Source organism: Polynucleobacter sp. AP-Titi-500A-B4, from assembly GCF_018688095.1.
Classification (GTDB): Bacteria; Pseudomonadota; Gammaproteobacteria; order Burkholderiales; family Burkholderiaceae; genus Polynucleobacter.
Genome location: NZ_CP061311.1, coordinates 820,713 through 841,117, shown reverse-complemented (window position 1 = coordinate 841,117; position 20,405 = coordinate 820,713). Strand labels below are relative to the sequence as shown.

At 46.7% G+C, this 20,405-nt stretch carries 22 protein-coding genes; 3 read left to right on the top strand and 19 right to left on the bottom strand.

The annotated features are described in order from the left end of the window. Position 1: 1 nt before the first annotated feature. From trpA to FD968_RS04285, 17 genes are all read right to left on the bottom strand, one after another. On the bottom strand, positions 2–799 hold the full coding sequence (gene trpA / locus FD968_RS04365) for a tryptophan synthase subunit alpha (RefSeq protein ID WP_215367550.1): 798 nt from the start codon (positions 797–799) through the stop codon (positions 2–4). Between the two features lie 47 nt (positions 800–846). Next, entirely contained in the window at positions 847–2,040 is a 1,194-nt protein-coding gene (trpB, locus tag FD968_RS04360; protein WP_215367549.1) for a tryptophan synthase subunit beta, read from the bottom strand. A 30-nt stretch (positions 2,041–2,070) separates the two neighbouring features. After that, positions 2,071–2,748 (bottom strand): phosphoribosylanthranilate isomerase, encoded by a 678-nt coding sequence (locus tag FD968_RS04355; protein ID WP_215367548.1) that lies wholly within the window; start codon positions 2,746–2,748, stop codon positions 2,071–2,073. Positions 2,749–2,784: 36 nt separating this feature from the next. Further along, positions 2,785–3,612 carry a tRNA pseudouridine(38-40) synthase TruA gene (gene truA / locus FD968_RS04350; protein ID WP_215367547.1) on the bottom strand — a complete coding sequence of 276 codons (828 nt, stop codon included), beginning with the start codon at positions 3,610–3,612 and terminating at the stop codon, positions 2,785–2,787. Positions 3,613–3,621: 9 nt separating this feature from the next. Next, complete coding sequence (locus FD968_RS04345) at positions 3,622–5,007, bottom strand: FimV/HubP family polar landmark protein (RefSeq protein ID WP_215367546.1); 1,386 nt, start codon at positions 5,005–5,007, stop codon at positions 3,622–3,624. 9 nt (positions 5,008–5,016) lie between these two features. Continuing rightward, entirely contained in the window at positions 5,017–6,174 is a 1,158-nt protein-coding gene (gene asd, locus FD968_RS04340) for an aspartate-semialdehyde dehydrogenase (protein WP_215367545.1), read from the bottom strand. 35 nt (positions 6,175–6,209) lie between these two features. Further along, positions 6,210–7,280 carry a 3-isopropylmalate dehydrogenase gene (gene leuB / locus FD968_RS04335; RefSeq protein ID WP_215367544.1) on the bottom strand — a complete coding sequence of 357 codons (1,071 nt, stop codon included), beginning with the start codon at positions 7,278–7,280 and terminating at the stop codon, positions 6,210–6,212. A gap of 23 nt (positions 7,281–7,303) precedes the next feature. Then, positions 7,304–7,951, bottom strand: a complete 648-nt coding sequence (gene leuD, locus FD968_RS04330; RefSeq protein ID WP_068948406.1) for a 3-isopropylmalate dehydratase small subunit — start codon at positions 7,949–7,951, stop codon at positions 7,304–7,306. A gap of 32 nt (positions 7,952–7,983) precedes the next feature. Beyond that, positions 7,984–8,193, bottom strand: a complete 210-nt coding sequence (locus FD968_RS04325; RefSeq protein ID WP_215367543.1) for a hypothetical protein — start codon at positions 8,191–8,193, stop codon at positions 7,984–7,986. Between the two features lie 11 nt (positions 8,194–8,204). Continuing rightward, positions 8,205–9,614 (bottom strand): 3-isopropylmalate dehydratase large subunit, encoded by a 1,410-nt coding sequence (leuC, locus tag FD968_RS04320; RefSeq protein WP_215367542.1) that lies wholly within the window; start codon positions 9,612–9,614, stop codon positions 8,205–8,207. Positions 9,615–9,631: 17 nt separating this feature from the next. Continuing rightward, positions 9,632–10,945 carry a citrate synthase gene (gene gltA / locus FD968_RS04315; protein WP_215367541.1) on the bottom strand — a complete coding sequence of 438 codons (1,314 nt, stop codon included), beginning with the start codon at positions 10,943–10,945 and terminating at the stop codon, positions 9,632–9,634. Positions 10,946–11,027: 82 nt separating this feature from the next. Continuing rightward, positions 11,028–11,297 (bottom strand): succinate dehydrogenase assembly factor 2, encoded by a 270-nt coding sequence (locus tag FD968_RS04310; protein WP_215367540.1) that lies wholly within the window; start codon positions 11,295–11,297, stop codon positions 11,028–11,030. Next, positions 11,294–11,998, bottom strand: a complete 705-nt coding sequence (locus tag FD968_RS04305) for a succinate dehydrogenase iron-sulfur subunit (RefSeq protein ID WP_068948401.1) — start codon at positions 11,996–11,998, stop codon at positions 11,294–11,296. Before FD968_RS04305 ends, FD968_RS04310 begins: the two co-directional genes overlap by 4 nt. A gap of 16 nt (positions 11,999–12,014) precedes the next feature. Beyond that, positions 12,015–13,793, bottom strand: a complete 1,779-nt coding sequence (sdhA, locus tag FD968_RS04300; RefSeq protein ID WP_215367539.1) for a succinate dehydrogenase flavoprotein subunit — start codon at positions 13,791–13,793, stop codon at positions 12,015–12,017. 4 nt (positions 13,794–13,797) lie between these two features. Further along, positions 13,798–14,163: a succinate dehydrogenase, hydrophobic membrane anchor protein gene (gene sdhD / locus FD968_RS04295; protein WP_215367538.1), complete on the bottom strand. Its 366-nt coding sequence runs from the start codon at positions 14,161–14,163 to the stop codon at positions 13,798–13,800. A gap of 24 nt (positions 14,164–14,187) precedes the next feature. Continuing rightward, on the bottom strand, positions 14,188–14,607 hold the full coding sequence (gene sdhC, locus FD968_RS04290) for a succinate dehydrogenase, cytochrome b556 subunit (protein ID WP_215367537.1): 420 nt from the start codon (positions 14,605–14,607) through the stop codon (positions 14,188–14,190). Positions 14,608–14,751: 144 nt separating this feature from the next. Continuing rightward, positions 14,752–15,489, bottom strand: a complete 738-nt coding sequence (locus FD968_RS04285; RefSeq protein ID WP_215367536.1) for a GntR family transcriptional regulator — start codon at positions 15,487–15,489, stop codon at positions 14,752–14,754. A 158-nt stretch (positions 15,490–15,647) separates the two neighbouring features. Between FD968_RS04285 and FD968_RS04280 the strand changes: the two genes are divergently transcribed. Then, complete coding sequence (locus FD968_RS04280; protein WP_215367535.1) at positions 15,648–16,637, top strand: malate dehydrogenase; 990 nt, start codon at positions 15,648–15,650, stop codon at positions 16,635–16,637. A gap of 21 nt (positions 16,638–16,658) precedes the next feature. Beyond that, positions 16,659–17,033 carry a hypothetical protein gene (locus tag FD968_RS04275; protein ID WP_215367534.1) on the top strand — a complete coding sequence of 125 codons (375 nt, stop codon included), beginning with the start codon at positions 16,659–16,661 and terminating at the stop codon, positions 17,031–17,033. Positions 17,034–17,095: 62 nt separating this feature from the next. Here the strand turns inward: FD968_RS04275 and FD968_RS04270 are convergent, their stop codons facing one another. Further along, entirely contained in the window at positions 17,096–18,307 is a 1,212-nt protein-coding gene (locus FD968_RS04270; RefSeq protein WP_215367533.1) for a DUF2863 family protein, read from the bottom strand. Then, complete coding sequence (gene yaaA, locus FD968_RS04265; RefSeq protein ID WP_215367532.1) at positions 18,307–19,083, bottom strand: peroxide stress protein YaaA; 777 nt, start codon at positions 19,081–19,083, stop codon at positions 18,307–18,309. Before yaaA ends, FD968_RS04270 begins: the two co-directional genes overlap by 1 nt. Before the next feature lie 108 nt (positions 19,084–19,191). On the opposite strand from yaaA, the gene FD968_RS04260 reads away from it, so the two are divergent. Continuing rightward, entirely contained in the window at positions 19,192–20,391 is a 1,200-nt protein-coding gene (locus FD968_RS04260; protein ID WP_215367531.1) for a pyridoxal phosphate-dependent aminotransferase, read from the top strand. The last annotated feature ends 14 nt before the right edge of the window (positions 20,392–20,405 follow it).

Genomic DNA, 20,405 nt, shown 5'->3' with positions numbered 1-20,405 from the left:
TTTAACTATCCAATGTGTCGCGAATCTCACGAATGAAGGTTTCCAGTGATTGTACCGCCTGCCCTGGGGGCGCATCCTCCAAAAGACGAATAATCCGACTGCCAATCACTACCGCATCAGCGCTAGTAGAGACTGCCTTGGCGCTGGCCGCATCGCTAATACCAAAGCCTACGGCGATTGGAATATCGGTCTCCTCGCGGATTTTAGGGATGATGCTGGCCACATCTTGGGTGTTTAGGTGTGATGCTCCAGTAACGCCCCGCATGGACACGTAATAGATATAACCAGAAGCTATTTTGGCGGCTTCTTTAATGCGTTCATGCGATGAGGTTGGCGCTAATAAGAAAATTGGATCGATTCCCGCAACCCGCATGCGCGCTGCAAAATCCACACACTCTTCTGGCGGATAGTCGACCACTAAGACGCCATCAACACCAGCAGCTTTTGCTTCAGTTGCAAAACGCTCCGCTCCCATTTGCTCAACCGGATTGGCATAACCCATGAGTACTACTGGAGTGCTTGCATCTTTTGTACGAAACTCTTTGACCATCTCTAAGCAAGAATGCAATGTCACGCCATGTGTCAATGCACGCTCAGATGATCTCTGAATCACTGGACCATCAGCCATAGGATCGGAGAATGGTACGCCGAGCTCAATTACGCTTGAACCACCGCGCACGAGTGCATGCATCAACTCCACCGTCATTTTTGGGTCAGGATCACCCGCAGTAATAAACGGAATCAATCCTTTTTTGCCAGTAGCTTTTAATTCTTTAAAGAGTGCAGTAATTTTGGACATGCTATTTCGATTTTCTATTCTTGTTTTTCTTCTTGTATTTCTATTGCTTAGCCTTCAGATCCAGTTGCTTGAGCAACGGTGTGCATGTCTTTATCGCCACGACCAGAAAGATTAACCAAGATGGTTTTGTCTTTTGGCAAGGTCTTCGCAAGCTTGCAGGCATAGGCAATCGCATGGGAAGACTCGAGTGCTGGAATAATGCCTTCAATTTGGCAACAATCGTGGAACGCTTTTAATGCTTCCTCATCGGTAATCGCAACATAGTCAGCACGACCGGAGTCTTTTAACCAAGCATGTTCAGGCCCAACACCGGGATAGTCCATACCAGCAGAAACAGAATGCGTTTCGGAGATCTGACCATTCTCATCTTGCAAAAGGTAGGTGCGGTTGCCATGTAATACGCCTGGCTTACCAACACACAGCGCCGCTGAATGCAATCCACTACCCAAGCCATGTCCTGCTGCTTCTACGCCGACTAGTTTCACTTCTGGGAAATCAATGTACGGATAGAAGATGCCCATGGCATTAGAACCACCACCAACACAGGCTAATACAAAGTCAGGTTGACGACCTGTCATCTCTGGCATCTGCACCTTGCACTCTTCACCAATCACGCTCTGGAAATCGCGCACCATCATTGGATAGGGATGCGGACCTGCAACAGTGCCGATGATGTAAAAAGTATTGTCTACGTTTGTCACCCAATCGCGCATGGCTTCATTGAGCGCATCTTTTAAAGTTTTGGTGCCAGACTCCACTGGAACCACTTTTGCACCGAGTAACTTCATGCGGAAAACGTTTTGGGCCTGGCGGGCTACATCCACAGAACCTTGATATACAGTGCAATCCAAGCCAAAGCGTGCGCAGATGGTTGCAGTAGCAACGCCGTGCTGGCCTGCCCCTGTCTCCGCAATAATGCGGGGCTTACCCATCCGCTTAGCCAACATCGCTTGGCCAATCACGTTATTAATCTTGTGTGCACCGGTATGGTTTAAGTCTTCACGCTTCAGATAGATCTGCGCGCCACCGAGCATTTCGCTCCAACGCTTCGCGTGATACACCGGTGAAGGTCTACCTACAAAGTGTTTAAGCTCGTAATGAAACTCTTCCATAAATTCTGGATCGTGTTGATATTTTGCATAGGCTTCTTTGAGCTCATCTAATGCATACATCAAAGTCTCAGAAACAAACACACCGCCGTAAGGACCGAAATGTCCTCGTGCATCTGGCTTGTCGTACATAGCTACCTCTTTTGATTTATCTACAGCAAATTATTGGGATGATGCTTTGGCATCTGCTGCGCGCACTGCTTTGACAAACTCAGCCATGAGCGCAGGATCTTTGACACCCCTGCTGCTTTCTACGCCACTACTGACGTCAACTGCACAAGGATGCAGGCGAGCAATCGCCTCGCCCACGTTGTGCGTGTTCAATCCACCACTCAAAACGACCCGAGGCGCGTTTTCGCTTACCCATGTCTGCGGAATTCCTTGCCAATCAAAAGGAACGCCTCCGCCACCATATCCCTCGACGAGGGCATCCAGCAGAAAAGCGTTTGCATCCTTGTATTGTAGGGAAAAATCGTCAAACGCGAAGCCTGCTCCAACACGGGCAGCCTTCATCCAGGGCTCACCTTGAGCTAATTGGACGCATCTTTCGGGGGTTTCATCCCCATGAAACTGCCATAAGGTGATGGAGGCAGCCGCCCGAATAGCGGCAAACTCCTCGTCTGTGGCGTTTACAAGCAATCCAACGGCATCAATCCCCGCTGGAAGCCTAGAAATGAGCTGGGCAGCGATATTCGGGCTGACAGCCCTCAAGCTGGGTGGGTAAAAGACAAAGCCGACAGCATCGACTCCAGCCAAAACAGCTGCATCGATATCTGCTGAGGTCTTTAAACCGCAGATTTTGACCCGGGTACGACCCGGAGAGTATGTCAGTAAGCCCATAAAGGAATGATAAGGCCTTCGTAAGGCATGGGCAGCCTATTTGCCTGTTACCTTGGCTGGCAACCAAGAGTTTTCAATCCAGGGCGCAGGAATATCAAATTCTTCTGGATAAGCGATCTTAGTCAAATATAGGCCATCGGGCATAAAAGTGGGGGCAGCAAAATGACGATCCTTGGCTGCCAATAACTCAGCCATCCATTCTGGCTTTTGTCTGCCACGGCCAATCTGCAAAAAACTACCAACAAGATTGCGCACCATGTGATGTAAAAACGCATTGCCTCGAATCCGAAAATATAACCAAGGCTCATCCGAAATAATATCAATCGCATATATGGTTTTGACGGGGGTCTTACTTTGGCATTCCGAAGATCTAAATGAAGTGAAATCATGTTCACCGATGAGGCATTTAGCTGCCTCTTTCATGGCATCGAGATCAAACCATTGATTGGGTGGCAGCAGAACATAGCCTGCACGTTCATTCATCATCGGCGAGCGACATGGTCCTCCATGCAATGCATAAATATAAGTACGTTCAAATGCAGAGAAGCGTGCACTAAATTCTTCAGGAACGACTTTTGCCCAATTGACGACGATTGAGCCTGGTAAAAAAGAATTGACTCCCCTTACCCAAGAAAAATCTTCACGCTCTACCTGGGTATCGAAATGAACAACCTGCCCTAGGGCATGGACACCTGCATCCGTTCTGCCTGCAGTGATGGTGTGCACCGGAAAGTTTTTTGCTTCCTCACCAATAAAGGCGGCGATCGCTTTTTCTAATTCTGCTTGAACGGTATTGTGATTGTGCTGAACTTGCCAGCCAGCATAGGAACTACCATCGTATTGGAGGCCAAGCGCTATTCGCATCGCTCAACCCTAGGCTTGACGATGGGAGAGCTCAGACAACAATCCTTGTGCTTCAATGGTAATTGCTGGATCTACAGAGTTACTAATACGCAGCACTTCTTCTAATGACTTCTTAGCAGCCGTAAAGTCTTCGATCGTGATGTAGGCACGCGCCAAATTGAGTTTGACTCGCAATGTCTCTGCCAAAGGATTACCTTCAGCAGCGGGAATAAATTGTGCAACTTCAACTGGAACTTCTTTAGCTGGTTTAGAGAGATCAAGATCAATTCCAGCAAATAAAGCCTTGGCGCGCTCAGGCATTTCAAATGGCGTTGATGGTGCTACCTTTCCATGGCTTGTGCCAGATCCTACAAATGTTGGTTGTTCGGTGCGGCGGGCATTGCGAGCTAAACCCCACAATAAAAGCCCTGTTAATCCGATGAGGCCGACTGCCAAGATTGCAGGGCCAAAGCCACCTAGACCAAAGTTGTTATCAACTGCTTTTTTATCTTTCGATTTTTCTAAGAGGCGTTGCAAGTCAGCAATATTTTTTTCCAGTTCTGCAACCCGCGCCTTAGCTTGCTCTAACTCTCTCTCTTGAGCAACGAGGTTTTCTGTATAACGACGCTCTTCCTCATTACCTTCGGCACTAGAACCAATCTTCAAACGATCTTTCGCTGTAATATCAGCAGATTTGGATGTGCCTGATTTAGCTCCGCCAGCTACCCCTTTCGCATCCTGTTCAGAGCGCCACTCTTCATTCGCATCAGCAACAAACTGATTGGCTTCGGCAGGGCTAATCGAGCGCAAGAGTGCCTGGCTTGGCTTATTGAGTTCTACACCGGCAGCCAAACGATTAATGCTGCCACTCGCAAATGCATCTGGATTCGCCTTATATAAAGCCATAATGGCTTGATCAAGCGTTGCGCCCTCTAACTGTGGCGCCATGAGTGCAGCAATCTCAGATAAAGTTTGCCCAGGTTTAACGATGACCTTTTGGGCGTCACCGATTAATAAGGTAAATGTTTTAGTAATGCTGCCGCTAGCCCAATTCAGATTCACCAAGAGATCTAAGAATGGATCATCCGTCATGGGAACTGAGTTCACCGTTTCAACCAGGACCACGAGTTGTTCAGCGCGATTGCGATACACCATCGCCTGAGGATTAAGATCCAGAATCTTTTGTGAGGCACCTAAACGCTCATAAGCAGCTTTATTGGGTAATGCGACTTTGAGGGAATCTAGAGCGCCCTGCTCATCTGCACTGATGCGAATCGGTATCTCTACTCGCAACGGTTCACCAGGGCGAGACTGTAGTTGAGGCGAGCCGAGTGATACTGCCCAGGCTGTGCATGCCGAACTTAGCCAAACAAAGCAAAGCGCTTTTAAGAAGCGAAGTTGGGTGGCGCGCAACATCAGTGGGTTTTAGCTCTCGAGCAAAATGCGTAGCATGCGACGCAATGGCTCAGCTGCACCCCATAACAATTGATCGCCAACCGTAAATGCACCAAGGTACTCAGGGCCCATTGCCAATTTATGCAAACGACCAATAGGCACAGTCAATGTCCCGCTCACTGCCGCGGGTGACAAGTCACGCTCGGTCGTTTCACGATCGTTTGGCACTACCTTGACCCACTGGTTATCGTTAGCCAAGATCGTTTCAATTTCCTTAAGTGAGATATCTTTCTTGAGCTTCACAGTTAAACCTTGTGAGTGGCAGCGCATTGCACCAACACGCACACAGAGACCATCAATTGGAATGCTGCCAGGGGTACGGAATGCCGGACGACCCAAGATCTTATTGAACTCAGCGCCACCCTTCCATTCTTCTTTGGTTTGGCCATTTTCAACTGGCACATCGATCCATGGGATCAGGCTGCCAGCCAAAGCGGTGTTACGGAAATTCTTTTTCGGAAAATCAGGAGAACGCAATGTCTCAGTGACTTTACGATCAATATCTAAAATCCAAGAAGAAGGATCCGCTAACTCTGTAGCAACGCTGTCACGCAATGCGCCCATTTGCAAAAGCAACTCACGCATATTCTGCGCACCAGCACCAGAAGCCGCTTGGTAAGTCATCGCGCTAATCCACTCAACCATGTCAGCCTTTACCAGGCCACCCATCGCCATCATCATCAAACTGACTGTGCAGTTACTACCAATCCAGTTCTTACCACCAGCAGCCAAGGCTTTATCAATCACTGGTCGATTGACCGGATCCAGAATTAATACTGCATCGTCTTTCATGCGTAATGCGCTCGCAGCATCAATCCAGTGACCAGCCCAACCTGCTGCACGCAGCTTAGGGAAGATCTCATTGGTGTAGTCGCCGCCTTGGCAAGTCAAAATAATGTCACAGCGGGACAATGCCTTGATGTCATTCGCATCTTGCAAAGTGCTTTCACTCTTGGTGACTTTTTTGCCGTTGAGTAAAGGTACTTCACCACCTGCTTGACTGGTGCTAAAGAAAACAGGCTCAATCAGATCAAAATCTTTCTCGGCGAGCATGCGCTCCATGAGAACGCTACCAACCATTCCACGCCAGCCAACTAAACCTACCAATGGTGTCTTTGTATTTGCCATGATTTAACTATTTAATGAATATATTTACGAAATGATTAAGCAAGTGCCGCAACTACTGCATCACCCATTTGTACTGTAGATACCTTTTGGGTGCCCTCGGTATAAATATCAGCAGTTCGCAACCCTTGTGCCAATACCTTTTGGACCGCTTGTTCAATACGATCTGCTTCTGCAGGCATGCCTAAGGAATAACGCAACATCATTGCTGCAGACAGAATCGTTGCCAAAGGATTCGCAATCCCTTTACCAGCGATATCCGGTGCCGAACCGTGGCTCGGCTCATACAAACCTTTGTTGTTCTTATCCAATGAAGCAGAAGGCAACATACCGATGGAACCAGTCAGCATCGCCGCCTCATCAGACAAGATGTCGCCAAAAAGATTGCCAGTCACCACAACATCAAACGCCTTAGGCGCTTTAACCAATTGCATTGCTGCGTTATCCACATACATATGGGATAACTCTACATCTGGATAGTCTTTGGATACTCGAATCATCACCTCACGCCAAAGCTGTGAAGTCTCTAAGACATTAGCCTTATCGACGCTACATACTTTTTTACCCCGCTTGCGGGCCGCTTCAAAGGCAACATGACCAATGCGCTCTACTTCTGGCTCGCTATAGTGCATGGTGTCAAAACCCTCTCGAGCACCTTTGAACAATGGCAACTCTGAAGTGCGAATACCACGTGGTTGACCAAAGTAAATATCACCGTTCAGTTCACGTACGATCAAAATATCTAAGCCGCCAATAATTTCTGGTTTCAGGCTTGAGGCTGAGGTGAGTTCTGGATAGCAAATGGCTGGTCTAAAGTTGGCAAACAACTCTAAGTGTTTGCGCAGCCCTAAGATGGCCTGCTCAGGACGCAGCTCACGAGCCAAGGTGTCATATTTCCAGTCGCCGACTGCGCCAAACAAAATGGCGTCTGCTTTTTTAGCTAACTCTAGAGTTGCTGGTGGCAATGGGTGACCAGCCACGTCATAAGCAGCCCCACCAACGGGGGCCTCTTCTAAATCAAACTTTGGGCCAAGCGCTTGAAGTATGCGAACGGCTTGAGCAACGATTTCCGGGCCGATCCCATCGCCCGGGAGAACTGCAATTTTCATGAAAGGCCTTTAAATCTACAAAATTACGGCAATTGAGTTGCAAGCCAAGGCATCTTGAGGATGCGCTCAGCTTCATAAGCCTTAATTTTATCTGCATGACGCAGAGTTAAGCCAATATCGTCCAGACCATTGAGGAGGCAATACTTCCTAAATGGGGCTACATCGAAGCTATAAGCCGTGCCATCGGGGGTGATGACCTGCTGTGCCTCCAGGTCAATAGTCAACTGATAGCCATTAAATGCCATGGTTTCATTGAAAAGGTGGTCAACCTGAATTTCCGTCAAAACGATCGGTAAAAGGCCGTTTTTGAAACAGTTGTTGTAGAAAATGTCAGCAAAACTCGGAGCAATTACCGCTCTAAAGCCAAACTGATCCAATGCCCAAGGGGCATGTTCACGGGAACTTCCGCAACCAAAATTTTTGCGGGCCAAAAGAATGCCGGCACCTTTATAGCGAGGCTGATTCAGCACGAAGTCAGGATTAATTGGGCGATTACTGCAATCTTGACCAGGCTCGCCATGATCTAAGTAACGCCATTCATCAAATAAGTTTTGACCAAAACCTGTCTTCTTAATCGACTTCAAAAACTGTTTTGGGATGATGGCGTCGGTATCCACGTTCTCACGATTTAACGGAGCAACCAAACCTTTGTATACCGTAAATTTTTCCATGATTCTGCTTTGACTCTAAATGTACTGTTGGTTTACTTCACAGGAGTAACGACAACGTCCTTACCCTTCGTTTGAGATTGATTCTGCTGAGTTGAATTTGCACCAGATCCGCCCATCGCATTACCCATGGTTTGCAAATCTTTTCCCATACCCTCCATAGTGCTAGTGCATGCAGAAATAATCAAACCTACAATAGCAACAAGGGCTAATCTAGAAATCAATGAGACTGAAGAAAATTTCATCTTGCTTACCTTTATGAAATCTTGCGAATGTCAACAAAGTGACCTTCAATTGCAGCGGCGGCTGCCATTGCTGGACTCACCAAATGGGTACGACCGCCATTACCTTGGCGACCTTCAAAGTTCCGGTTAGAAGTGGACGCACAACGCTCACCAGGTTCTAATCGATCGGCATTCATCGCCAAACACATGGAGCAACCAGGCTCACGCCATTCAAAGCCAGCGGCCTTAAAAATGCGATCTAAACCTTCACGCTCAGCTTGGGCTTTGACCAAACCAGAGCCAGGCACTACTAATGCCAACTTCACATTAGCCGCTACCTTTTTACCAATGCGATCCACCACTTTGGCAGCAGCACGAATATCTTCAATCCGACTATTTGTACATGAGCCAATAAATACTTTGTCTACAGAGATACTACTCAGCGGTGTATTTGGAATGAGATTCATATACTCCAAAGCACGCTCCATAGCTGAACGTTTATTTGGATCGCGCTCTTTTTCTGGATCAGGAACACGGTCACTGATCGAAAGTACCATCTCAGGAGATGTTCCCCAAGTTACTTGTGGCGCAATTTCTTCTGCGCGCAATTCGACTACAGCATCAAACTTCGCGTCCGCATCAGAATGCAAGGTTCTCCAGTACTGCATTGCTTGCAATAGCGCTGGGCCTTTCGGTGCATATGGACGACCTTGAATGTATTCAATTGTGGTTTCATCAACTGCGACTAAGCCAGAACGTGCGCCCGCTTCAATCGCCATGTTGCAGAGGGTCATGCGACCTTCCATAGATAAATTACGAATCGCTTCACCAGCAAACTCAATGGTGTAACCCGTTCCGCCTGCAGTTCCAATCTTGCCGATGACCGCTAAGACAATATCTTTTGCAGTAGAACCTGGCTGCAAACGACCGTCTACGCGTACCAACATATTTTTGCTCTTTTTCATGAGCAATGTTTGGGTTGCTAGAACATGCTCAACTTCCGATGTTCCAATACCAAAAGCCAAAGCACCGAAAGCACCGTGTGTGCTGGTATGCGAATCACCACAAACCACAGTCATACCAGGCAAGGTCGCACCCTGCTCTGGTCCGATGACGTGAACAATCCCTTGGCGGGTATCGTTCATCTTGTATTGCGTAATACCGAATGCATCGCAGTTTTGATCCAAGGTATCAACTTGCAACTTTGATATAGGATCCGCAATACCCTCTGAGCGATCTGTTGTTGGTACGTTGTGATCAGACACTGCCAAGTTGGCAGAGATACGCCAAACTGGACGACCAGCCAAATTTAAACCCTCAAATGCCTGAGGGCTGGTTACCTCGTGGAGCAACTGACGGTCGATATAGATCGTGGCTGTGCCATCCTCTTCGGAGTAAACAACGTGGTCATCCCACAATTTGTCATAAAGCGTACGAGACATGCGTGTCCTTAAAACCCTTATTTACGAACGGAAATATTGGGAACCTTACGTGTGGTTTCACCAACATACAACTGACGCGGACGTCCAATCTTGTACTCAGAATCGGTAATCATTTCTTCCCACTGAGCAATCCAGCCTACTGTTCTTGCCAAAGCGAAGATGCAGGTAAACATTTCGGTTGGAATGCCAAGCGCGCGCTGAACGATACCAGAGTAGAAGTCTACGTTTGGATAGAGTTTACGGCTAACGAAGTATTCGTCTTCCAAAGCAATCTTTTCAAGTGTCATTGCCAATTTAAACAATGGATCATCTTGCAGACCAAGTTCGTTCAATACTTCATAGCAAGTTTCACGCATGAGTTTTGCACGTGGATCAAAGTTCTTATAGACGCGGTGACCAAAGCCCATTAAGCGAACACTAGAGTTCTTATCTTTGACTTGAGCGATGAACTCACCAATTTTCTCCACTCCTCCATTTGCTTGGATTTGATTCAACATATCTAAGCAAGCTTCGTTTGCACCACCGTGGGCTGGGCCCCAAAGGCAAGCGATACCAGCAGAGATTGCCGCAAATGGGTTTGTGCCAGAAGAGCCACACAAACGGACGGTTGAAGTAGAAGCATTCTGTTCATGGTCAGCATGCAAAATAAAGATGCGATCCAATGCGCGAACCAATACTGGATTTACTTTGTAAGGCTCACACGGCGTTGCGAACATCATGCGCATAAAGTTAGCGGTGTATGACAAAGAATTATCAGGGTAGATAAATGGTTGTCCTACTGAATACTTGTAAGACATGGCTACCAAGGTAGGCATCTTTGCGATTAAACGAATTTGCGCCACTTCACGAGCATGTGGATCGCTGTAGTCAATTTCATCGTGGTAGAAAGCTGCCATTGCGCCCACTAAGCCTGTCAATACAGACATTGGATGCGCATCACGACGGAAACCACGCAAGAAGAATTGCATTTGCTCATGAACCATGGTGTGGTGCATGACCATATTTTCAAAATCTTTTTTCTCAGTCGCGTTTGGTAACTCGCCATTGATCAAGAGATAGCAAGTTTCCAAGAAGTCGCAGTTGTGCGCTAAGTCTTCAATGGGATAGCCTCGATAGAGCAACTCACCCTTATCGCCATCGATGTAGGTAATTTTGCTATTGCATGAGGCAGTAGAAAGGAAACCGGAGTCATAAGTGAACTTACCAGTCTGACCATAGAGCTTACGAATGTCGATTACATCAGGACCGACTGTCCCTTTGTAAATTGGCAGATCAATATCTGGTGTTCCATCCGAAAACGAGAGTTTTGCCTTGATGTCCGATTCAATCATTTCTAATCCTTAGTCATTCAAAATTATGATTACAACGCTATTCGATCACATACCTGCGCTACTAATGCACCAAAAGGCTGAATTACTTCTCTCTCAGCTTTTGTAAAACTGTTTTAAAGGAGTCAGACTGCATCTCCTTCTCCTGCCCTGCCACAGATTCCTTGCGGCCAATCAACAAATCCATCAGGTCATTGTCATCTAAGGCCAATAACTGACTTAATACTTTTCCTTCTTCTGCGCTTAACTGAGCGCCATAACGCTCAAAAAAACGTTGCAGAATCAAATCGTTCTCCAGTAAGCCCCTGCGGGCATCACTCTTTAAACGATATAACTCTGCGTTACCGAGGGTCATACTGCCCTACGAACCATCAGCTCCTTGATCTTGCCAATCGCCTTCGTTGGGTTCAAATGCTTAGGACATACATCCACGCAATTCATGATGGTATGGCAACGGAACAAACGATACGGATCTTCTAAGTTGTCCAAGCGTTGATTGGTTTCTTCGTCGCGGCTATCAGCAATAAAACGATAGGCCTGCAATAAACCGGCTGGGCCAACAAACTTATCAGGGTTCCACCAGAATGATGGGCATGAAGTTGAGCAAGATGCGCACAAGATGCACTCATACAAGCCATTTAACTCTTCACGCTCTTCAGGACTCTGGAGTCGCTCTTTTTCTGGAGGTGGATTGTCATTCACCAAGTAAGGCTTGATAGACAGGTATTGTTTGAAGAACAAAGTCATGTCAACGATCAAATCACGCACGACTGGCAAGCCAGGTAGCGGGCGCAATGTGATGACCTTAGGCAATGTCAACATATTGGTCAAGCAAGCCAAGCCATTTTTACCATTGATGTTCATCGCATCTGAACCGCAGACACCTTCACGGCATGAACGACGATAAGAAATCGTTTCGTCTTGTTTCTTCAAAGAAATCAACGCATCTAACAACATACGCTCGCCAGTAAGCTCTAATTCATAGCGCTGCATGCGTGGAGCTGCATCGACGTCTGGATCGTAGCGGTAAATTTCAAATATACGGATATCACTCATTCTCTATCTCTCTTGCTTAGAAAGTACGTTCTTTTGGAGGAACTGAATCAACAGTCAATGGTTTCAGTTGAACTGGTTTGTAGTCCAAACGATTGCCTTCGCTATACCAAAGAGTGTGTTTCATCCAGTTGTCATCATCACGATGTGGGTGATCATCGTGTGAGTGAGCACCACGACTTTCTTTACGAGCTGCCGCAGAAATCATCGTTGCATTTGCAGTCTCAACTAAGTTAGCCACTTCCAAAGCTTCAATACGGGCAGTATTGAAAATCTCTGACTTATCTTTAACCCACAAGTTCTTCGCACGCTCAGTCAACTTCGCCATTTGACGAACACCTTCATCCATCAACTCTTGATTACGGAACACGCCAGCGTATTTCTGCATGCACTTACGGATATCGTTTGCAACGTCTTGTGCGTATTCGCCAGAAGTCGAGTTATCCAACTTCGCAATACGCTCCAAGGTTTGCTGACCAGCATTCTTTGGCAATGGTTTGAATTCGCGATTCTTGAGATTCAAGCCAACAATATGATTACCTGCAGCACGACCAAACACCAAGAGGTCGAGCAAGGAGTTTGTACCTAAGCGGTTTGCACCGTGCACAGATACACATGAGCACTCACCAATGGCATATAAGCCATTGACGATTTCATTGGGCTTACCGTTGCCTGGGACAACCACTTGACCATTGATATTGGTTGGAATGCCGCCCATCTGATAGTGGATTGTTGGCACAACTGGAATTGGCTCTTTGGTCACGTCAACGTTTGCAAAGTTAATACCAATTTCATACACAGAAGGCAAACGCTTCATGATGGTTTCAGCACCAATGTGTGTCAGATCGAGCACCACATAGTCACCATTAGGACCGCACCCGCGCCCTTCTTTAATCTCTTGGTCCATTGAGCGAGAGACGAAATCGCGTGGGGCCAAATCTTTTAAGGTTGGTGCATAACGCTCCATGAAACGCTCGCCATCTTTATTACGCAAGATACCGCCTTCACCGCGGCAACCTTCTGTCAATAAGACACCAGCACCAGCCACGCCAGTTGGGTGGAACTGCCAGAACTCCATGTCTTCTAATGGAATGCCTGCACGAGCTGCAAGGCCCATACCGTCACCAGTATTAATAAATGCGTTAGTGGATGCATCCCAAATACGACCTGCACCACCGGTAGCCATCATCACAATCTTGGCTTCCAAGATATACACCTGACCGGTTTCCATTTCGAGAGCAGTCACACCAACAACATCACCCTCATCATCACGGATTAAATCGAGTGCTAACCACTCAACAAAGAAATTGGTTTTGGCGCGCACGTTACGCTGATACAAGGTATGCAACATCGCGTGGCCAGTACGGTCTGCTGCAGCACAAGCGCGTTGTACTGGCTTCTCGCCATAGTTTGCAGTGTGGCCGCCGAATGGACGCTGATAAATCGTGCCATCTGGGTTACGGTCAAACGGCATACCGAAATGCTCTAACTCATAAACAACTTTTGGAGCTTCGCGACACATGAATTCGATCACGTCTTGGTCGCCTAACCAGTCAGATCCTTTGATGGTGTCATAAAAGTGATAGTGCCAATTATCTTCACTCATATTGCCCAATGAAGCACCGATACCACCTTGCGCAGCAACTGTATGTGAACGTGTTGGAAATACCTTTGTTAATACGGCAACGTTCAAGCCAGCCTCAGCTAACTGCAGTGAAGCACGCATACCTGAACCACCCGCACCAACAATCACCGCATCAAAACGGCGGCGTGGCAATGATTTTTGAATCGCAGTCATCGAATTACACTTTCCACAAAATTTGAACGGCATAAGCCGCACAGGCTACGAGATACAAAACGGTTAACACTTGTAGTGTTAGACGAATACTGACTGGCTTGATGTAATCCATCCAGATGTCACGCACGCCAATCCAAGCGTGGTAGAACAAGCTAAAGAAAGCCAAGAAAGTCAGCAACTTCATGAACTGGTTACTAAAGAGACCAGCCCAACCTTCGTAAGTAGCGCTGCCGGCAATGCAATAGTCAACCAACAAGACGATCGTAAAGACCACCATCACAATTGCAGTAACGCGTTGAATGATCCACTCTTTAAGACCGTAATGAGCACCTACTACTAAGCGCTTTGGTCCGATTTGATAAATAGGCATGAAATTTCCTTCAGTGATGTGCGCTTAGTACAAGCCAAATAATTTAAGACCGACTACTGCAGTCAGTGCGATGCCAACTACTAATACGATGATGGCTGAACGATTGGACTCGGACTTCTCTACGCCGATTTCTAGATCAAGCAGGAGATAACGGATACCAGCACAAAAGTGGTGCAAGAAAGACCAGATCAAACCAAGGCAGATTATTTTTACCAAGACATTGCTAGTGAATGCTTGGAATTTTTGATAGCTCATCTCAGAGGCAAGGCTCTGATCGAAGAGATACAAGATAAATGGCAGTAAGAGGAACAAAACCGCCCCACTGATGCGGTGAAGAATTGAAACTTTTCCAGCCCAAGGAAGGCGGTACTTAATCAACTGGGCTAGACCAATGTTGCGGTAAACCGGTCTATCTTTTTTTACATTTTGCTGTGCTTCAACCATGGGTAATCTCTATCTTTGGGTGGAGGTTCAGTTTGATTTTGTTGTGTCGCAACATATTCTATTGGAAACCTTGAGGCTAGTGGGGGTTTTTAAGGGTTTATAGGGGTTATAAAGGGGTTTTACGGATAAGTTCAGTCAATTTCATCAGTTCAATTTGTTTTCATAATGCTGCTCAGAAGTGTCGTATCTAGCATGCCGAATTTCTACTGGTTTATTCCCGTAGGTAAAGGCCACCCGCTCTACTGAGAGCAAAGGTGCGCCTACTGTCAATTGGAGGTGGTTGGCCAATACTTCATCAGCAGCTACTGCTTTGATTTTTTCCTCTGCACGCACCATGTGGGTGGCGTACTGGCTCTCATATAAGGCGTAGACTGGACCATGCCAGTCATTTAGAGTCTCTAGATCGAGACCCTTAAAACGCGTACCAGGAAGCCAAATCTCTTCAAAAACAATGGGTTGCCCAGCAAAGCTCTGAACACGGTCAATATAGATAACGGGGTCACCTGCCTTTAATTTCAGCAAGTTAGCAACGTAGGTGCTTGCCTTGGTCTTTTGGCAAACCAAGAAACGGTTGATAAGGTGGAATTTTTCACCAGAATCAGGGGCGAGTCGAAGAAAGCGGTACTGCCAATCATCTTCTTGGTGAGTCGCAACAAAAGTGCCTTTACCCTGCCTTCTGACTAGGAGATTTTGAGCTGCAAGTTCATCAATTGCCTTGCGAACCGTGCCTTGGCTTACGGCATAACGGGCCGCAAGCTCCATTTCACTGGGAATAGCGGCGCCTGGAAGCCACTCAGAGGCCTGTAGGCTTGCCAAAATCATCGCCTTAATCTGTTCATACAGAGGGCTAAATGAGGCAATAGGCAAATTTACTTCTGACAAATTAACTCCACGGGAATGCAATTGGATAAAATTCAGTGTAATTCTAGTCTTATATAAGACAGCATTGACAGTGTAAAGCTAAAGTCCCTACACTTGAATGGATAATAGAAAAGTTTTCATTAATCAACCCTCTTAACCTTCCTCTGGAGTTATTAGTAATGGCAAAAGCCCCAATGCGTGTCGCCGTAACCGGTGCAGCCGGTCAAATCGGTTATTCCCTTCTATTCCGCATCGCCAATGGCGACCTTTTGGGCAAGGATCAGCCCGTGATTCTGCAATTGCTTGAAATTCCAGACGAAAAAGCTCAAAAAGCCCTTGCCGGCGTGATCATGGAGTTAGAGGACTGCGCATTCCCATTATTGGCTGGCGTTACAGCTCACTCTGATCCATTGACCGCATTTAAAGATATCGATGTTGCCCTCTTGGTTGGCGCACGTCCACGCGGTCCTGGCATGGAACGCAAAGATTTGCTCTCCGCTAATGCCCAAATCTTCACCGCTCAAGGTAAAGCATTAAATGCCGTTGCGAAAAAGACTGTCAAAGTCCTAGTTGTTGGTAACCCAGCAAACACCAACGCTTACATCGCCATGAAATCTGCTCCAGATATTCCTGCGAAAAACTTTACCGCGATGTTACGTCTTGACCACAACCGTGCGCTCTCACAATTGGCTACGAAGTTGAATAAACCTGTTGCTGGCATTGAGAAGTTAGTTGTTTGGGGCAACCACAGCCCAACAATGTACCCTGACTATCGTTTTGCTACTGTTGACGGCAAGTCTGTTAAAGACTCCATCAATGATGCCGCATGGAACAAGGATGTCTTCATTCCTACCGTTGGTAAGCGTGGTGCAGCAATCATCGATGCGCGTGGTTTGTCCTCTGCTGCTTCTGCAGCGAATGCAGCAATCGACCACGTACATGATTGGGTTCTTGGAACCAATGGCAAATGGGTCACCATGGGCATTCCTTCTAAAGGGGAATACGGCATTCCAGCAGAAGTGATTTATGGCTTCCCTGTAACATGTGAAAACGGTGAGTACAAAATGATCGAAGGCTTAGAGATCGATGAGTTCTCACGTGAGCGCATGACACATACTTTGAATGAATTGCTTGAAGAGCAAGCTGGCGTTAAGCACTTACTCCCTTAATCCATTTAGGAAAACTTGTACATGAATAAATCTCTTCTCACTATTAGCCTTGCAGTTGCTTCCCTTTTGGGCGCCGCAAATGCGAGCGCTAATGAGGAAGTATTTACTTGGACTTGCAGTGAAAGCAAACAGTTCAAAACAACTGGCACTCTCGAGAAAGTTCGCTTAACTTGGGAGGCGAAGACGTATGATTTGGATCGTCAAACTTCATTGCCTGGTAGCTTGCGCTACAAAAATACCAACACTGGTCACGACCTGGTAGTGCTTGGTAACAAAGCAATGCTGTTCAACATTAAGACGGGTAATCGCCTGGCGGATTTCTGCCAAACAGCGGAAATGAAGGCTGGTAAGTTGCCTCACCTATTTGCTGGCGCAGAGCCATTTATTCAAAACTAAGTTTCAGCAATACTCAATAAAAAAGCCGAGAGATTCTCGGCTTTTTTATTTCTTGTCATTTATTAATGAAACAGGGGCTGTTGGGTTGGAGTGTCCTCTGGCATCTCTGCGTGCACTGCTTCACCAGATCGATCCGGAAATAACGGTGCGCCACAATCATCACAGAGCTCTGGATCAAACAGCATCGCATGACGGAAGACATCCTCTACACCCGCATCATGCAAGGCATCGCAAATCTTTTTAATCGGACTCTCGTCATCTGATAAATCATTCAGTGCATCACTTGCGACACTTTCACGATCGTACAAAGGCCAGATCACACCATACATGACTTCTGAACTACCTTTTGCGCTAAAAGAGATGCGGTATTCATCGGCCTGCTCTTCGCCAAAGGCACCAACCACGCAAGATAAGCCTGCTGGCAGAATGCCTAGCGTACTTTCTAGAAAGTTCACTGCAGCACGAATACTTAATGGGCGCACATGTTTATCAGCCAAACGGCAGTTCGTGAAATACGCCTCGGGCAAGAGAAGTTCGAATTCACAACCGGGCAACATCGATGCAATAGGCTCTTGCATGGCATTTTGCCAACCAATTAAACTCACGCCCCGCTCTTGTCGTGCCGGCGATTCTTCTTGCCATTTAAAGATTGGTGTACCACTAGGGGCGCTCAACGCAGCAATAATAAAACGCGGATCAGCCAGTACTGCAATGGTTTCAGACATGTCGCGCAACTCTAGCTTGACGTCTTTTCCTGAAATTGCAGCAGTCGCCAATGCTTCGGTTAAGAGGCGCGTTTGGCAATGCGAATGTGGCATCTGATCAATACTGTAGAGCCACGGAATAATCGCCAATCGGGTTTCAGTCGCGGCAATAGAGGAGTTCAGTGCACCCGCTGTCGCCTCAATGATGCCCGATGGCAAGGGGCCAGATGGGATCTGATAACGAGTGTGGGCAACAATCGGCATCGCTAGTAACACGACATCCCAGTTCTGTCCTTCATGCTCCATCTTGAGAGATTCAGCAAGGGTTTCAGCGATGTCGGCCAATACTTCGAATGCTACGGTATTAATTCGGAAGGTTTGATCCAACGCCGCATCAATCACATTTTGATTTTGACTTTTGAGTAAACGCATTAAGCGAACATTCAAACGCTCTTCCCAAAAGCGATCTTCAACTTGACTACCGGAAGCAGCTAAAGAAATAGCATCGGCCACCAATTTTTCAACTTCCGGTGAGCTGCGTTGCGAGGGTTTAGTGCGATGTACGGCCATTATTTTTTCTCTGCCCGTCTAAAAATAGGTTTGTCTGGTTTTGATTCTGCAGCATAGTACTTGTAACCATCCAAATGAAAGCCTTTTAAATCTGCCGGATCGGTAATACGGTTCTCCACGACATATCGCGCCATTAAGCCACGAGCACGCTTGGCGTAAAAAGAAATAATTTTGTACTTCCCATCCTTACCATCCTGAAAGACTGGCGCAATGACCTGGCAACCTAATTCTTTGGGCTGTAAGACCTTGAAATACTCCTCAGAAGCCAAGTTCAGCAAAACAGGCTTCTTTTGTTTATCCAAAACCTTTTTTAGAGAATCGGTCACCCTACTACCCCAAAATGCATAAAGATCTTTTCCTCTGGCATTTTTCAGTGATGTGCCCATCTCCAAACGATAGGCCTGCATTAAATCGAGAGGCCTTAAGGCACCATACAGACCAGACAAGATCCGCACATGATCTTGGGCAAAGTCAACCGCCTTGGTATTAAGGGTTTTGACATCAAACCCATCGTAAACATCCCCATCGAATGCATAGATTGCTGGCTTGCTGTTTTCTTGAGTGAACTTTTTGGACCAATCCCGATAGCGCCCCACATTCAAGGTCGCCAGTTGGTCTGATAAACCCATCAGCTTAGCAACGTCCTGAGGGGCTAATTTCTTGAGATCGGCAATGAGCTTGGCAGATTCCGAGACAAACTCAGGCAAGGTAGGCGCCTTGACCTTAACAGGGGTCTTGTAATCTAGGGATTTAGCGGGAGAAAGTACGATCAGCATGGCACAATTTGTATATGTATTTCTTCCATTCTAGCGACTACCGAATTTATCCGCCCAAAAGCCCAACGAGGCTCTGTTAGGCTTATTTCTAAGCCCCTTCTTTAAACCATGAGCGTCCATCACAACACACCCTCTTTCCCGAGTCGATTGCCAAATGTTGGTACGACGATTTTTACGGTGATGTCTGCTCTGGCCACTAAGCATGAAGCCATTAATTTAGGACAAGGTTTTCCTGACTTTCCCTGCGATCGTCATTTGATCTCTCAAGTAAATGAAGCGATGTTGGCTAATCACAATCAATACCCGCCAATGATTGGAATTGTCGAACTTCGCAAAGGCATTGGTCAAAAGATTCAAAACTTATATGGTCATCAATATGATCCTGAATCTGAGATCACTATCACTGCTGGCGGTACACAAGGAATTCTCACCACGATTCTTGCTTGCGTGAGTCCAGGCGATGAAGTGGTCATCATTGAGCCTGCTTACGATAGCTACAGACCTTCGATTGAATTGGCCGGCGGTAAGACGATTGCCGTTTCTCTAGAGGCAGTGCGTGATGCAAATGGTCAAGTAGCTTCCTACAACATCCCATGGGATGCTCTATCAAAGGCGATCAATTCTAAAACTCGCCTACTCATCATCAATACACCCCATAACCCGACAGGCATGGTGTGGCAAAAGACAGACTTAAATCGCCTGGCTGACTTATTGAGAAATACCTCGACACTAATCTTGAGCGATGAAGTCTATGAGCACATGGTTTACGACGGCGCTCACCATCATAGCGTTGCCTCTCATCCTGAATTGGCCGCACGCAGCTTTTTAATCTCTAGTTTTGGCAAAACTTATCACGTCACCGGCTGGAAGGTAGGTTATGTAGCTGCACCTGCCTCACTAACAGCTGAGTTTCGCAAGGTTCATCAGTTCAATGTCTTCACTGTGAACACACCCATGCAATACGGTTTAGCATCCTACCTTTCTGATGCATCACACTACTTAAATCTGCCTGCCTTTTATCAAGCAAAGCGTGATTTTTTCAGAGCAGGATTAGAGAAAACAAAATTTAAGTTATTGCCAAGCCCTGGTACTTACTTTCAATGTGCGGATTACTCTGCGCTGAACATACCTGAAGCAAAATTACCTGAAGCAGATTTTTGTAAATGGCTTACCAGTGAAGTAGGTGTCGCTGCGATTCCTGTTTCTGCCTTTTATGAGCAAGTCACTGAATCTGGTGTGATTCGTTTTTGCTTTGCTAAACAAGAACAAACACTATCAACCGCCCTGCAACGTTTGCAGGGTTTATAACAAGTTAGGGGTAT